Source organism: Pseudomonas sp. LB1P83, from assembly GCF_054897885.1.
Map to the genome: position 1 here is coordinate 404,928 of NZ_CM142709.1, position 13,508 is coordinate 418,435.

The window sequence follows — 13,508 nt, forward strand, 5'->3', positions numbered from 1 at the left end:
GAATGGTAAGCGCCTGAAGTTATTGCGTTTCTGTTACAGGGTTATGACGGAATGGGTCCATTCCGATGAAAAAGTGGCACTTTGCTTTGACGTCCGCGCAGCCTGCACACGATTCCGTCCACCGTCCTTGGCGCGGTACAGCGCTTCGTCCGCCTGGCTGGCCATCATCAGGCTGTCGGAGTGTTCGCACAGCTCCACCACCCCGGCGCTGAACGTACACCACAGATCCTGAGGCTGGGCCGGGTAGTGGATTTCGGCAAATCGCTGACGGATTTCATCGAGCACTTTGTGCGCCGATTCGAGGTCGGTGTCCGGCATGACGATGGCAAATTCTTCCCCGCCGTAGCGGCCGATGAAGTCGGTCTTGCGCAGCCGCTGCTTGAGGAACAGGGCCAGGCTCTTGATGACCCGGTCGCCCATGGGGTGGCCGTGGCTGTCGTTGACCCGTTTGAAGTGGTCGATGTCGAGCATCGCAAAACTCAACGGCTTGCTCTCGCGGCGGGCGCGGAAGCTGCAGTCTTCGAGCAATTGCAGAATGTGGGTGTGGTTGTACAGGCCGGTCAGGCTGTCGCGGACCATTCGCGCCTTCAGATTGCGCGCCCGCGCCGCGCGGTTGCGCACGGTGGTGATCAGGTGCCGCGGCTTGATCGGTTTGGTCAGGAAGTCGTCGCCGCCTTCGCTCATGGCGTCGAGTTGCTTGTCCAGATCGTCTTCGGCCGACAGGTAAATGATCGGCACGCTGACGTAACGGTCGTTGTGACGGATCACTTTGGCCAGTTCCGTGCCGGTGCAGGTCGGCATGTACATGTCGAGAATGATCAGGTCCGGCTGAAAGTCCGCCAGTTCGGCCATGGCCTGAATCGGATCGATCAAGGTGCGCGTGACAATCCCGGCGCTGTTCAGCAGGCGCTCGGTGTGCAAGGCCTGGGCGCGGGAGTCGTCGATGATCAGCACTTTATAAGGTTCGTATTGCGCGACACAGGTCAGGACTTCGATCTTCTCCAGCAGGCTCGAGGCTTCGAGGGTGCCGGTGAGGAATTCCTGGCCACCGGCACGCACGGCGGCGAGGCGGGTGGGGGTGTCGGTTTCAAGCAAACTGAAGAACAAAAGCGGCAGTCGATGGTCGAGACCTTCCTGGGCCTCGGCGGCCAGTTTCAGGCCGATGCCGGGGCCACTGAAGTCCACGTCCATGACGATCGCCGCGGGCAGGCGCTCGACCATCGAGGAGCGAAACGCCGCCACGCTGTCCAGGGACTGGGCGCTAAGCCCGAAAAATTCCAGCTGCTTGGCCAGGCGCTCGGCGCGGTCGTGATCCTGCAGCATCACATAGATGGGCTTGCGCAGCGGCGGCAGAAAGGTTTGATCGAGCTGATCGCCGTGGCGCAGGCCGGTACGCGACAGGCGCTGCATCAAGCGATTGAGGTCGGTGATCAGTCCGCTACTCAGGCGTCCGCGATTGGCATCGACAGCCTCAAGCGACTGGCCGATGTAGCGCGCCAGTTGAGTGTGTTCAGGTTGTTCGAAACGCTCGGCAAACCGCAGCAGGCGCAGGTTGGCCTCGCTCAGTTCGGACAAATCGGTGGTGGACCATTCGCTGCGTTGCAGGCGCTGCCATATCTCAAGAATCTGACGTGCCTGATGAATTACCCGCTGGGCAAAGTGGTGCTTGAGGCGCTCACGGCTGGGGTCTTCTGGCTCGGTCATATCCTGACTACTAGTTAGGGTGCATGCTGAGATCGACTGGTGGCTCTATGCTAGCACCTCTTTTCAATCCCATGAGTGTCGTGTGTCAATAATCTGCAAAGCGGCATCATTCAGTTTCTGACTGGCTGGTCGCATAGGCTCGCCGCTGTGCGCAATCATGTAATTGGATGGACTCGCCCAAGCCGAGGCGTCAATGCGCCACGATGGCAGTCTAAACAGCCAACGACAGCGAGGGCGAGTCCATGAAAAAGCATACTTCGATTGATCAATCCCTGTCTTCTTCCGATTTGTCGGCCTGCACAACCGTGGCGATCGATCTGGCCAAGCAGGTCTTTCAGGTCGCCGGTGAAGACGTCCTCGGCCAGGTGCACTACGAGCAACGGATCAAGTCGCGCGAGGCGTTTTATGAGTTTCTACGCCAGTTGCCGCCTCATGTCGTGGTTCTGATGGAGACCGGTCCGGGTGCTCAAGCCTGGGCCCGGCAGCTGCAAGACCAAGGCAATCTGGCGCGGATTCTTCCAGCCCGTTTGGTGGCCACACATCGTAGCGGGCCTAAAAATGATCGCAACGATGCGCTGGCGATTCTGCGGGCTGGTCGCGATGAAAAGATCTACGCAGTGCCGGTCAAAAGCGTTGCGGCGCTGGCAATGCAGGCGTTGCATCGCGCCCGCCAAGGCTATGTGCGTCGACGCACGGCGGTGAGCAATCAGATGCGCGGCCTGCTGCTCGAGCATGGCGTGGCCTTGGCGCAAGGTGACGTTGCGATCAGCCAGAAAATTCCGCGGGTCCTGGAAGATGCCACCCAGCCGGTGCCGGGCCTGCTGCGTGAACTGATCGACGAACTGTTGGCCGAGTGGCGCCATTTGAGCGAGCGCATCAGCGTGCTGACGGGGCGCCTGGAAGTGGCTGCCAACGCCGACATGACGGCGAAGCGACTGATGACTGTGCGCGGCATCGGCCCAGTTACTGCCACGGCACTGGTGGCCAAGGAAACCAAGCCTGAGCGATTTCCCAACGCCCGCAAGTTTGCCGCGTACTTTGGCATGGTGCCTGACCAGCACAGCAGCGGGCAGACGATCCGGCTGGGGGACATGACCAAGCGAGGTGATGTTTATTTACGCAGCCTGATGATCCAAGGAGCCCATGCAGTGCTGCAACAACTACGACCTGATTCCCAGCAACCCGATGACCGCCGCTTGTTGCGCTGGATGAGCCGGCTGGGCCGTAAGGAGGCTGCGATCAGGCTAGCCAACCGCAACCTGCGAATCGTCTGGGTGCTTCTACAGAATGACCAGACTTATCGTCGCCAGGCTGGTGATGGCCAGCAAGCGACGATGAGCCACTGAGCGACAGAGTTCTGCCACCGAGGTACTAACTGTCCGGCCCTTTGCTGAAAAAAAATTGACCCCAGGTAAGACCGGCGTGGATTGATGCCTTAGCTGCTACTGGCCTTCGAGGCCTGACTGTAATCGGCATACCACGAGCTCTTCCAATTTTGGCCAGAAGCCGAAGACGGCTTCCTCGAATAGGCCTAATACATAGATGCAACGGGGCGGCGGTTTTTCAAAAGCGGGTAGACAGTGGGGGCGAGTCCATACATAGCAGCTGGCGTAGCCTGCGTTCGGCTGCGCAGCAGTCGTAAATCCGGCGGTCTAGGTCTATCTGAAACAACGCGGTGCCTGATAAAGCGACTGCTTCGCAGCCGAACGCAGGCTACGCCAGCTGCTACAAAGGTGTGTGCTTCATTTATAGTGGCGCCTCGACGATGCGATTGTGTGGCAAACGAGGCACGATGGCGTAGGGTTGTGGTCGAACCGATGAACTCAAGTGATTGAAAGGATATCGCCATGCTGGACTGGAAGAATCGCGCGGGCAGCGCGCCTGAGCGTGCCGCTGAACCGAAATCGGCCGCCCGCAGTTACGTTGGCGGGCTGTTGTTCAGCCGGGCGCTGGCCACACTGATTGGCCTTTACTTGCTGGTTGCGATTGCGCTGGGCTGGTATTGGAGCCAGGAACCTGCGCTGTTCCCGGTTCAGCAAAATGCTCAAGCGGCTGCCGAGAAAGAAGGCAAGCAGATGGTCATCGGGTACACCACGGTGGAAACCCTCAAAACCGTCGCCGGTACGTTGCTGAGCAAGCCAGGTGGCTATATTTCCAACGACCGTTTCCCGCCGGGCCTGTGGATGGACAACACGCCGAGCTGGGAATATGGCGTGCTGGTCCAGGTCCGCGACCTGAGTCGTGCCATGCGTAAAGACTTTGCGCGTTCCCAATCGCAGTCCACCGAAGACGCTGACCTGGCCAAGGCCGAGCCGCGTTTCAACTTCGACAACAAGAGCTGGGTGCTGCCCTCCAGTGAGTCCGAATACCAGGAAGGCATCAATTCCCTGAGCCGTTATCAGGCGCGCCTGTCCGATCCAAGTCAGAAAAGCGCGTTGTTTTATGCCCGCGCCGATAACCTGAACAACTGGCTGGGCGATGTCGGCACTCGTCTGGGCTCGTTATCGCAGCGGCTGTCGGCCAGCGTCGGCCGGGTCAAGCTCAACACCGCGCTGAAAACCGAAGTCCTGGCGCCGGGTCAGGTGCCGCAGGTCGATGAAGAAATCGTCGAAACCCCGTGGATGCAGATCGATAACGTGTTCTACGAAGCCCGCGGCCAGGCTTGGGCCTTGTCCCATCTGCTGCGCGCCATCGAAGTCGACTTTGCCGATGTGCTGGCGAAGAAGAACGCCACGGTCAGCGTGCGTCAGATCATTCGTGAGCTGGAAGCTTCGCAAGAGCCGGTCTGGAGCCCGATGATCCTCAACGGCAGCGGCTTTGGCGTGCTGGCCAACCACTCGCTGGTCATGGCCAACTACATCTCCCGGGCCAACGCCGCAGTGATCGATCTGCGTCAACTGCTCAATCAAGGCTGAGTCATGGTCGATACCGCCAAAGAGGCTGCCCACCGCGCGGCCTCGGATGCCGAACAGATCGCCTGGGTCGACGAGCAGGACAACCTGCTCGGTGCCCTGGTCCGTTCCGACCTGCGCGAGCGCGGGCTGATCGGGCGTGGCACCTACATCATGCTGTTCAATTCGGCCGGTGAACTGTGCGTTCACCGTCGAACCCTGAGCAAGGCCATTTACCCCGGTTACTGGGACGTGGCAGCGGGCGGCATGGTGCTCGCCACCGAGACGTATGCCGAATCGGCTGCACGTGAACTGGAAGAAGAGCTGGGTGTGAGCGGTGTGGATCTGACCGCCCATGATCACTTTTTCTTCGAGGACACTGGCAATCGCCTCTGGTGTTCGGCGTTTTCGGCGGTGTGGGACGGCCCGTTGATCCTGCAGCCGGAAGAGGTGCTGGAAGCGCGCTTTATCCCCATTGATCAGGTCCTCCTGGAAATCCAGCAAAAGCCTTATTGCCCGGACTCTTTGGCCGCGTTGAAGCGCTATCTGCGCGCGCGTGGCGAGGACGTCGCAAAAGAGCTATAAATTGGCGTCGATTGGCTCTTAGCAAGTCGGCTTTTTGCCGTTACACTGCGCGACCTTTTCAAACTGAACCAATATTGCTTTCTGTAGGAGCGAAGCTTGCTCGCGATGGACGTTAACGATAACGCGAGCATCCAGATGGTACGCATCGTCCTTGCGTTCTTCGCGAGCAAGCTTCGCTCCTACAGGGTTGTACCGTTTCAGTAGCGCTGCCCCTGCCTGAGTGGGGCTTCGCGGTCGATGGCAGCTTCCCAAGTTGCTGCGACCAGTCTTTGTCCTCCCAAGAGGATTGCCGGTGGCCAAAAAAGCCGCATCCTTCGCCGCCCTTGGTGGCCTGGTATTTTCCACCGACGCAGGTCGTCATTGCCCCGATTGCAGTAAACCGGTGGACGCCTGTATCTGCAAACAGACCGTTATCCCGGCCGGCGACGGCATCGCTCGCGTGCGTCGCGAGAGCAAGGGGCGCGGCGGCAAGACGGTGACCACCATCACCGGCGTGCCGTTGGCAGAAGAAGCGCTCAAGGACCTGGCCACCACGTTGAAGAAACGTTGTGGGACGGGGGGAGCGTTGAAAGACGCAATCATCGAAATCCAGGGCGATCATGTCGAGCTACTCTTGGCTGAACTGATCAAGCTGGGTTTCAAAGCGAAGAAATCCGGCGGCTAGCAGCCTCTGTGAAAACCACCCTCGGCTTGATCCAGTCCCGATTCAACTCTGGCCTGGCGTCGTCTACATGGTTTTCACAGAGCCTGTTCTGACCGGTTTCTAAACTCAGCGCTGAATGTGAGGTCTATGGCCCTTGCATGCAGGCTAATCGTCATTTTCATTCTTTAGACTGCGCCGGCCTGAACCCAGGCGACGCTCTATGACTTCTTTATAGGGGACTTCAATGTCCGTACGACGCACACGCAAAGACGATGGCAGCCAATGGACAGTTGCGGACAGCCGCAGCGTTTACGGGATTCGCCATTGGGGGGCCGGGTACTTCGCGATCAATGACGCCGGTCGCGTCGAAGTTCGTCCGAACGGTCCGACCAGTTCGCCTATCGACCTTTTCGAGCAAGTCGACCAGCTGCGCCAAAGCGGCCTGTCCTTGCCATTGCTGGTGCGCTTCCCGGACATTCTGCAAGACCGCGTGCGTCAGCTGACCGGTGCGTTCGACGCCAACATCGAGCGCCTGGAATACCAGAGCAAGTACACCGCGCTGTACCCGATCAAGGTGAACCAGCAAGAAGCGGTGATCGAAAACATCATTGCCACCCAAGACGTTTCCATCGGCCTGGAAGCCGGCTCCAAGCCTGAGCTGCTGGCCGTATTGGCCCTGGCGCCGAAGGGCGGCACCATCGTGTGCAACGGTTACAAGGACCGCGAGTTCATCCGCCTGGCGCTGATGGGCCAGAAACTTGGCCACAACGTGTTCATCGTGATCGAGAAAGAATCCGAAGTCGCCCTGGTGATCGAAGAAGCGGCCTCGCTGAAGGTCAAGCCACAGGTTGGCCTGCGCGTGCGTCTGTCGTCGCTGGCTTCGTCGAAGTGGGCGGACACCGGCGGCGAAAAATCCAAGTTCGGTCTGTCGGCGGCGCAGCTGCTGTCGGTGGTCGAGCGTTTCCGCGCGGCCGGCCTGGATCAGGGCATCCGCCTGCTTCACTTCCACATGGGCTCGCAGATCGCCAACCTGGCGGACTACCAGCACGGCTTCAAGGAAGCGATTCGTTACTACGGCGAACTGCGCAACCTCGGCTTGCCGGTTGACCACATCGACGTCGGTGGCGGTCTGGGCGTCGACTACGACGGTACGCACTCGCGCAACGCCAGTTCGATCAACTACGACATGGACGATTACGCCGGTGTCGTGGTCGGGATGCTCAAGGAATTCTGCGACGCGCAGAACCTGCCGCACCCGAACATCTTCTCCGAAAGCGGCCGCTCGCTGACCGCTCACCACGCCATGCTGGTGGTGCAGGTGACCGACGTCGAGAAACACAACGACGACGTGCCACAGATCGAAAACAAGGAAGCGCTGCCGGAAACCGTGCAGTGGCTGGTTGACCTGCTGGGCCCGACCGACATCGAAATGGTCACCGAGACTTACTGGCGCGCTACGCACTACATGAGCGACGTGGCCACCCAGTACGCCGATGGCAAGTTGACCCTGGCGGAAAAAGCCCTGGCCGAGCAATGCTACTTCGCCGTGTGCCGTCGCCTGCACAACTCGTTGAAGGCCCGTCAGCGTTCGCACCGTCAGGTGCTCGACGAACTCAACGACAAGCTTGCCGACAAGTACATCTGCAATTTCTCGGTATTCCAGAGCCTGCCGGACACCTGGGCTATCGGTCAGGTGCTGCCGATCCTGCCGCTGCACCGCCTCGACGAAGAGCCTCTGCGCCGCGCCGTGCTGCAGGATCTGACCTGCGACTCCGACGGCAAGATCAAGCAATACGTCGACGAGCAGAGCATCGAAACCAGCCTGCCGGTACACGGTTTGAACGAAGGGGAAGACTACCTGCTGGGCATCTTCCTGGTCGGTGCCTATCAGGAAATCCTCGGCGACATGCACAACCTGTTTGGTGACACCGACTCGGTGAACATCTACCAGAACGCCGACGGCAGCGTGTACCACGCCGGTATCGAAACCCATGACACCATCGAAGACATGCTGCGTTATGTGCACTTGTCGCCGGAAGAGCTGATGACCCACTACCGCGACAAGTGCGCGAGTGCCCGCATCACCGCAGCCGAACGCACCCAGTTCCTCGACGCTCTGCGCCTGGGCCTGACTCGTTCGTCTTACCTGTCTTCCTGAGGTAAGGCACTGCTCTCGTCAGGTTGTCTGAAAATGTTCCGCACGCTGCGGAAATTTCAGATGACCTGGTGGGACGCTTCCCTGATTTCAAGCGAAATGACTCACATCCGCGGCTAGCCAAGCGATGTGGTCCTCTTTTCGCGTAGGTCATTTCCTAAGTTGTACTTCGGCACTCTACTCGGCCAACTCTCTCAGAGAGAATCCCCGGCCGCCCCTCCTGTAGAGAATCGCCGATGTTCGATCCAGTCAACGAGCCGTCATTTCGTCTGGATGTAGAGGGTCTGCCCGACCCCGTTGAGGTCTTGGCCTTTACCGGCAGTGAAGCGATCAGCGAACCCTTCGTCTTCGATGTGGATCTGCTGATCGATGACCCGACATTGGACCTTGCAAGCCTGCTGTACCGCCCGGCCTTTTTGCATCTCGGGCCGCCGGGGACCGGTTTTCACGGACAGTTGCATGAGCTCGTCCAGGCTGGTCATGGTGCTGCCCCGAGGCTTTGTCGTGTGCGTCTGAGGCCAAAACTGGCCTGCCTGGCCCAGCGTTTCAGCCAGCGCATTTTCAGCAACCGTTCTGTGCCCGAGATCCTCGCCCTGGTGCTCAAGGAGCATGGCATTGTCGGCAAGGACCGGCGCTTTGACTTGAGCGGTGATTACCCGTCGCGTGATTTCTGCACACAGTACCGGGAATCGGATCTGCAGTTTCTCCAGCGTTTGTGTGCTCAGGAACGGCTTCACTACCACTTCGAGCATCGCCGGCGCGGGCACTGTCTGGTTTTTGGTGATGGGCCGGGACAATTTCAGCGGGGCGCCGAGATGGTCTTTGAGCCCGACACCGAACTGCCCGGCGTGCAGCAGTTCAAGGTTCAAGGCAACGCGCAGGCTGGCGAAGGTCAGACGAACCTGATGACGCTGCGCAGTGGCCAGCATGCTCCGTTATGCGGCCATCCGTGCGCCGACTGGAATCGTCTCTGGTTGCTGACCCATGTCGAGCATCAGGGGGGGCAGACGCCGGGGTTTGCTTACGGCAACCAGATTCGCGCTGTTGCCGGGGCGTTTCCTTTTGCGGCGCCTCATTCGGCCATAAAACCCCGGATGCACAGCCTGCAGCAGGCCTGGGTGGTCGATGTCGATGAGCCGCAACCCGATTCATCCAGGCCGGTTGCCGTGCAATTTGACTGGGTCTATCAGGGCGAAGGCGCTGCGCCCAGTCATTGCTGGCTACCGTTGGCGCCAGAATTGGATGGCGAACACGTCATGCCGTTGAGTGAAGGTGCGCAGGTGCTGGTGAGCTTTATCGAAGGCGATCCGGATCAACCCTTAATCACCGGATTCCTTCCCGGCCCACCTTTCACCCAAGCGTCAGGCTCGCCCGAACTTCCACCCGCCGCAGCGACAGATGACCACGTTGTTGTCGACGGATTGTTGCATTTGTTGCAATCCAGCGAACCGATCGTGCTGCTGTGTCTGTTGCCCGGCGGGGGCAGTTTCAGCCATTGCGCGCAAGCCTTCTGCACTTGCCGGGCCGCGACGCAGCTTGGCCAGAGCGGTGCGGCATGATCGTCGCCCAGGCGCCCGACTCCATCGCGCAATGGCTGTTGCTCGACGTTCCGGGCGAGCCCGGGGGCGGGTCGGTACTGCGCCAGCAGTTTGCGCAGGCTCGACGGTTCCAACTGTTCGATGGCACCGAATTTCAGCCGTTACGCGAACACGGGCCAGTCTTGGTTGACCTCAAGGGCTGCCCGGCGCTGGCCGAGTTGTGCCTGCGCGAACCGCACATCTGGAGTGGTTTATTACTAGTCAGTGAGGCCTCTTCGGCGCAGCTGCTCGAGCATTTGCGCCGCATGCTCACAGTCACCTTTGGCCTGCATCACCGCGCGTTGTTGAGTTACTACAACCCACACACCGCTAGCTACTTTTTCGACGCCTGCGATGCCCTGGAACTGAGTCGCTGGCTGGGGCCGATCAGTCAGCTGCGCTGGTTTGGCGGAACCTGGGCCGACCGGGCAATTGGCAGTCTGGGCTGGCAGCAGTTGTTCAATCCGGGGCTTGCCGTCAGCCCGTTGGCCATCGAGGAAAATCTGACGCCTCGTCAGCGGGACTCCTTGCAAACCTGCTTGCTTGAGCAGCATGCCTGGCATTGGAGCCGGTCCACCGGGACCGATTACCACAGCCTGTGGGCCTTCGTGCAGGAAGGGCTGGCGCTGGGCTTCAGCGAACGCCCGGTGCTCGATGGCTGGTTATGGCTGCGCTTGCAGTACCCTGGCGCTACGCCTGTGCAGCCACTGTCGGGAATGACCCAGCAGGAACGTCTCGATAGTCTGCGCAACCTGTGGCAGAACGATCAAACCTGAACACAGGGTTCGACAGTTCCTATCCAGCGCACGCCGACTCAGCCAACCTGACCTGTGAACCAGCCGTCGTTCTTGCGCAGCAACCAGGCAAGCGCGCCGAGGGTAAGGCTGCGCAGCGCCATGAACAACAGGAACGTTATCCACAGTCCATGGTTGCCCAGGCCTTGCAGTGCCCAGGCGAACGGCAGCAGCACAATGACCGTCAACAGCATGCCGTTGCGCATTTCCCGGGCGCGCGTGGCGCCGATGAACAGCCCGTCGAGCAGGTAGCTCCACACGGCAATCAGCGGCAGCGCGGCGAGGTAGGGCAGGTAGATAAACGCGGTGTCGCGCACGCTCTGGATGTCGGTCTGCATCTCGATGAACAAGTGCCCGGCGACGGCGAACAGCACGGCGAAGCCCAGACTCGCCAGCAACGACCAGCCGCAGGCAACCACCAATGAGCGACGCAGCGCCTCTCGATCGCGTGCGCCGATGGCATGCCCGCACAGGGCTTCCACGGCATGGGCCAAACCATCCAGCGCGTGGGCGGTCAGCAGCAAGCCATTGAGCAGCAAGGCGTTGGCGGCGACGGTGGCATCACCCAGCCGTGCGCCCTGTACGGTGATCAGGAAAAACACCGATTGCAGCGCCAGGCTGCGGATAAAAATGTCGCGGTTGACGGCCAGCAGTGGCCGCCAGCTTTGCCACAACGCCAATGCGGCCCAGGCGATGTGGCCGGGATAGGCGCGCAGGGCTTTGCGAGTCATCAGCAGACCGATTATGGCGCCGGTCCATTCGGCAATCACCGACGCCCTGGCCGAGCCGACCACGCCCCAGTCCAGTCCGAGCACGAACCACAGGTTCAGCGCGATGTTCACCAGGTTGGTGCTCAGCAGAATCGCCAGCGGTGCCCGGGCGTTCTGGGTGCCAAGGAACCAGCCGACCAGCGCATAGCTGGCCAGCGCTGCGGGCAAGCCGAATAGCCGTGTGTGGAAAAAATCGCGGGTGAGTTGGTCGAGCTCGGCGGAGGGTTGCATGAAGTGCAGCGCGACGCCGCTCAACGGCACGCCCAATGCGCCCAGGACAATGGCTAGCCCCATCGCCAGCAACAAGCCCTGCAACAAAATCTGCCGCAACGCCCCGCCATCCCCACGGCCGGCCGCCTGGGCAGCGAAACCGGTCGTGCCCATGCGCAGAAAACCCATGCCCCAGGCCAGAAAGGTATAGAGGCTGGCCCCGACCGCGACGGCGCCCAACTGATGGGCGTGGGGCAGGTGGCCGATGACGGTGCTGTCGACCAGCGCCACCAGCGGAACGGAAATGTTCGAAAGAATCATCGGAGCGGCCAGCGCCCAGACCCGACGATGGGTAGGGCGGTCGCGCCAGTCGGCAATCAGGTTGGACATGCAGGCTCCTTGGGGGAGCGGGCATTGTAGCGACACATCTGATATCTGCAGCGATCCATTGTGGGAGCGACGGTGCGACGATTCGAGCTGCTCGCGATGGCGGTCTTACGCTCAACATGGATGTTGAATGTGCTGGCCTCATCGCGAGCAGACTCACTCCCACAGGGGGATTGGTGGTGTTAGTGGATAATCCAGCTCAGCAACCAAAGCCCCAACAACAACCAGATGATCCCCATGATGATCGACGCATTCATGAATGCCCGGATCGCCGACCACAACAGCATCAACCCCAGAATCAGCGCAATGATGCTGATGATCGAAGTATCCATCCCCAACGCACGGGACAAACCTTCGACAAAGTTACTGCCGGCATGGCTCAACAGGTTGAACAAGCCACTTAGGCCATCAACGATAAAGCGGATGACCGAACCGAGTGCCTGGCCGAGCCATTCGAAAAAACTTTCTACCTGCATGTCGTGAACGTCCTGATGTAAGTGGTGGCGTGCTTGCCGGACTTGAGCCTTGGGCCATGGATCACGGTGCCGAGTTCCCCACAAGCATAGAGGGTTGCATTGCACCTGTGGGAGCGAGCTTGCTCGCGATGGCGGTCTGTCAGTCAGCATCCATGCTGGATTTAAGTCCGCAATCGCGAGCAGGCTCACTCCTACAGGAAAAGCACCCTTGCCATCCCCGGCCATCCCCCCGAAGCTATACGCCTTCAGGAGAGCCCGATGAACCTTGTTGAACTGACCGAACGCCTGCACGCCATCCGCGACCGCAATGACTGGCGGCAATTTCACAGCCCGAAAAACCTGGCCATGGCCGCGAGCGTGGAAATGTCCGAGCTGGTGGAGATTTTCCAGTGGCTGACTGAAGACCAGTCGCGCCAGTTGCCGGCGGACAAACTGGCCCACGCCGGGCAGGAAATCGGCGACATCGTGCTCTATCTACTGCTGCTGTGCGGCGAGTTGGGGTTGGACATGAATGAAGTGGTGCGCAGCAAACTCGCGGACAGCGAAAAGAGGTTCAGCTGATGAGCGATCGTCATTTTGATCAACTGGCGACCCGGTTTGCCGAGAAAATCTACGGTGGAGCCAAAGGCGCGATCCGTCTGGCGGTGCTTCAGGCCGACCTGGCCGAAACCTTGCCAGACCGGCCGCTGCGCGTGCTGGACATTGGCGCGGGGCTGGGTCACATGTCGTTGTGGCTGGCCCAGCGCGGCCATGACGTCACACTGGCCGAACCCGCCGAACCGATGCTCGAAGGCGCCCGCCAGCGTTTCGCCGACGCCGGGCAGACCGCTACTTTCATTCAGGCGCCGTGGCAGGAATTGCTCGGTCAGCTCACGGAACCTTACGACCTGGTGCTGTGCCATGCCGTACTGGAATGGCTGGCCGAACCCCACGCGATCCTGCCGGTGCTGCATCAGCTGACCAAGCAGGACGGGTGGCTATCACTGGCCTTCTACAACCGCGATGCACTGATTTATCGCAACTTGCTCAAAGGTCATTTCCGCAAGATGCGCAAGAACGACATGGCCGGCGAGAAGCAGAGCCTGACCCCACAGCAGCCGCTTGATCCGCGTGAATTGGCGGCGCAACTTGAGGGCCTGTGGCAGGTCGAAACCCAGAGCGGGGTGCGGGTTTTTCACGACTACATGCCGGTGGAATTCCAGGCCCGCGCCGAACTCGTGGACTTGCTCGAAATGGAGCTGGCCCACCGTCGTCACCCAAGCTTTGCCGGGCTCGGGCGCTATTTGCACTGGATCTGTCGGCCGGTCTGATCGGAG

12 protein-coding genes are annotated in these 13,508 nt (G+C 60.4%); 9 read left to right on the plus strand and 3 right to left on the minus strand.

Features of this window, described 5'->3' with window-relative positions:
- Nucleotides 1-33 precede the first annotated feature (33 nt).
- Nucleotides 34-1,704 carry a diguanylate cyclase GcbA gene (gcbA, locus tag ACYZTY_RS01770; protein WP_461957057.1) on the minus strand — a complete coding sequence of 557 codons (1,671 nt, stop codon included), beginning with the start codon at nucleotides 1,702-1,704 and terminating at the stop codon, nucleotides 34-36.
- Between the two features lie 287 nt (nucleotides 1,705-1,991).
- Here gcbA and ACYZTY_RS01775 point away from each other — a divergent pair, with 287 nt between their 5' ends.
- The 7 genes from ACYZTY_RS01775 (at nucleotide 1,992) to ACYZTY_RS01805 (ending at nucleotide 10,331) form a co-directional block, all read left to right on the plus strand.
- Nucleotides 1,992-3,050 (plus strand): IS110 family RNA-guided transposase, encoded by a 1,059-nt coding sequence (locus ACYZTY_RS01775; RefSeq protein WP_461959234.1) that lies wholly within the window; start codon nucleotides 1,992-1,994, stop codon nucleotides 3,048-3,050.
- A 501-nt stretch (nucleotides 3,051-3,551) separates the two neighbouring features.
- Complete coding sequence (locus ACYZTY_RS01780) at nucleotides 3,552-4,619, plus strand: DUF2333 family protein (protein WP_461957058.1); 1,068 nt, start codon at nucleotides 3,552-3,554, stop codon at nucleotides 4,617-4,619.
- 3 nt (nucleotides 4,620-4,622) lie between these two features.
- Nucleotides 4,623-5,180, plus strand: a complete 558-nt coding sequence (locus ACYZTY_RS01785) for an NUDIX hydrolase (protein ID WP_461957059.1) — start codon at nucleotides 4,623-4,625, stop codon at nucleotides 5,178-5,180.
- 292 nt (nucleotides 5,181-5,472) lie between these two features.
- Nucleotides 5,473-5,844 carry a translation initiation factor Sui1 gene (locus ACYZTY_RS01790; protein WP_131058909.1) on the plus strand — a complete coding sequence of 124 codons (372 nt, stop codon included), beginning with the start codon at nucleotides 5,473-5,475 and terminating at the stop codon, nucleotides 5,842-5,844.
- A gap of 223 nt (nucleotides 5,845-6,067) precedes the next feature.
- Nucleotides 6,068-7,981: an arginine decarboxylase gene (gene speA, locus ACYZTY_RS01795; protein WP_461957060.1), complete on the plus strand. Its 1,914-nt coding sequence runs from the start codon at nucleotides 6,068-6,070 to the stop codon at nucleotides 7,979-7,981.
- Nucleotides 7,982-8,214: 233 nt separating this feature from the next.
- A complete protein-coding gene (locus tag ACYZTY_RS01800) occupies nucleotides 8,215-9,537 on the plus strand; it encodes a contractile injection system protein, VgrG/Pvc8 family (RefSeq protein WP_461957061.1) in 1,323 nt (440 codons plus the stop codon).
- Complete coding sequence (locus ACYZTY_RS01805; RefSeq protein ID WP_461957062.1) at nucleotides 9,534-10,331, plus strand: DUF4123 domain-containing protein; 798 nt, start codon at nucleotides 9,534-9,536, stop codon at nucleotides 10,329-10,331. Before ACYZTY_RS01800 ends, ACYZTY_RS01805 begins: the two co-directional genes overlap by 4 nt.
- Before the next feature lie 38 nt (nucleotides 10,332-10,369).
- On the opposite strand, the gene ACYZTY_RS01810 is transcribed toward ACYZTY_RS01805, so the two are convergent.
- Together ACYZTY_RS01810 and ACYZTY_RS01815 are read right to left on the minus strand one after the other, a co-directional pair.
- Nucleotides 10,370-11,719, minus strand: a complete 1,350-nt coding sequence (locus ACYZTY_RS01810) for an MATE family efflux transporter (RefSeq protein ID WP_461957063.1) — start codon at nucleotides 11,717-11,719, stop codon at nucleotides 10,370-10,372.
- A 179-nt stretch (nucleotides 11,720-11,898) separates the two neighbouring features.
- A complete protein-coding gene (locus ACYZTY_RS01815) occupies nucleotides 11,899-12,192 on the minus strand; it encodes a hypothetical protein (RefSeq protein ID WP_109627794.1) in 294 nt (97 codons plus the stop codon).
- Between the two features lie 258 nt (nucleotides 12,193-12,450).
- Here ACYZTY_RS01815 and ACYZTY_RS01820 point away from each other — a divergent pair, with 258 nt between their 5' ends.
- Complete coding sequence (locus ACYZTY_RS01820) at nucleotides 12,451-12,753, plus strand: MazG-like family protein (RefSeq protein ID WP_109627796.1); 303 nt, start codon at nucleotides 12,451-12,453, stop codon at nucleotides 12,751-12,753.
- A complete protein-coding gene (locus tag ACYZTY_RS01825; protein WP_461957064.1) occupies nucleotides 12,753-13,502 on the plus strand; it encodes a methyltransferase domain-containing protein in 750 nt (249 codons plus the stop codon). The genes ACYZTY_RS01820 and ACYZTY_RS01825 overlap by 1 nt, the downstream gene beginning before the upstream one ends.
- Nucleotides 13,503-13,508 lie beyond the last annotated feature (6 nt).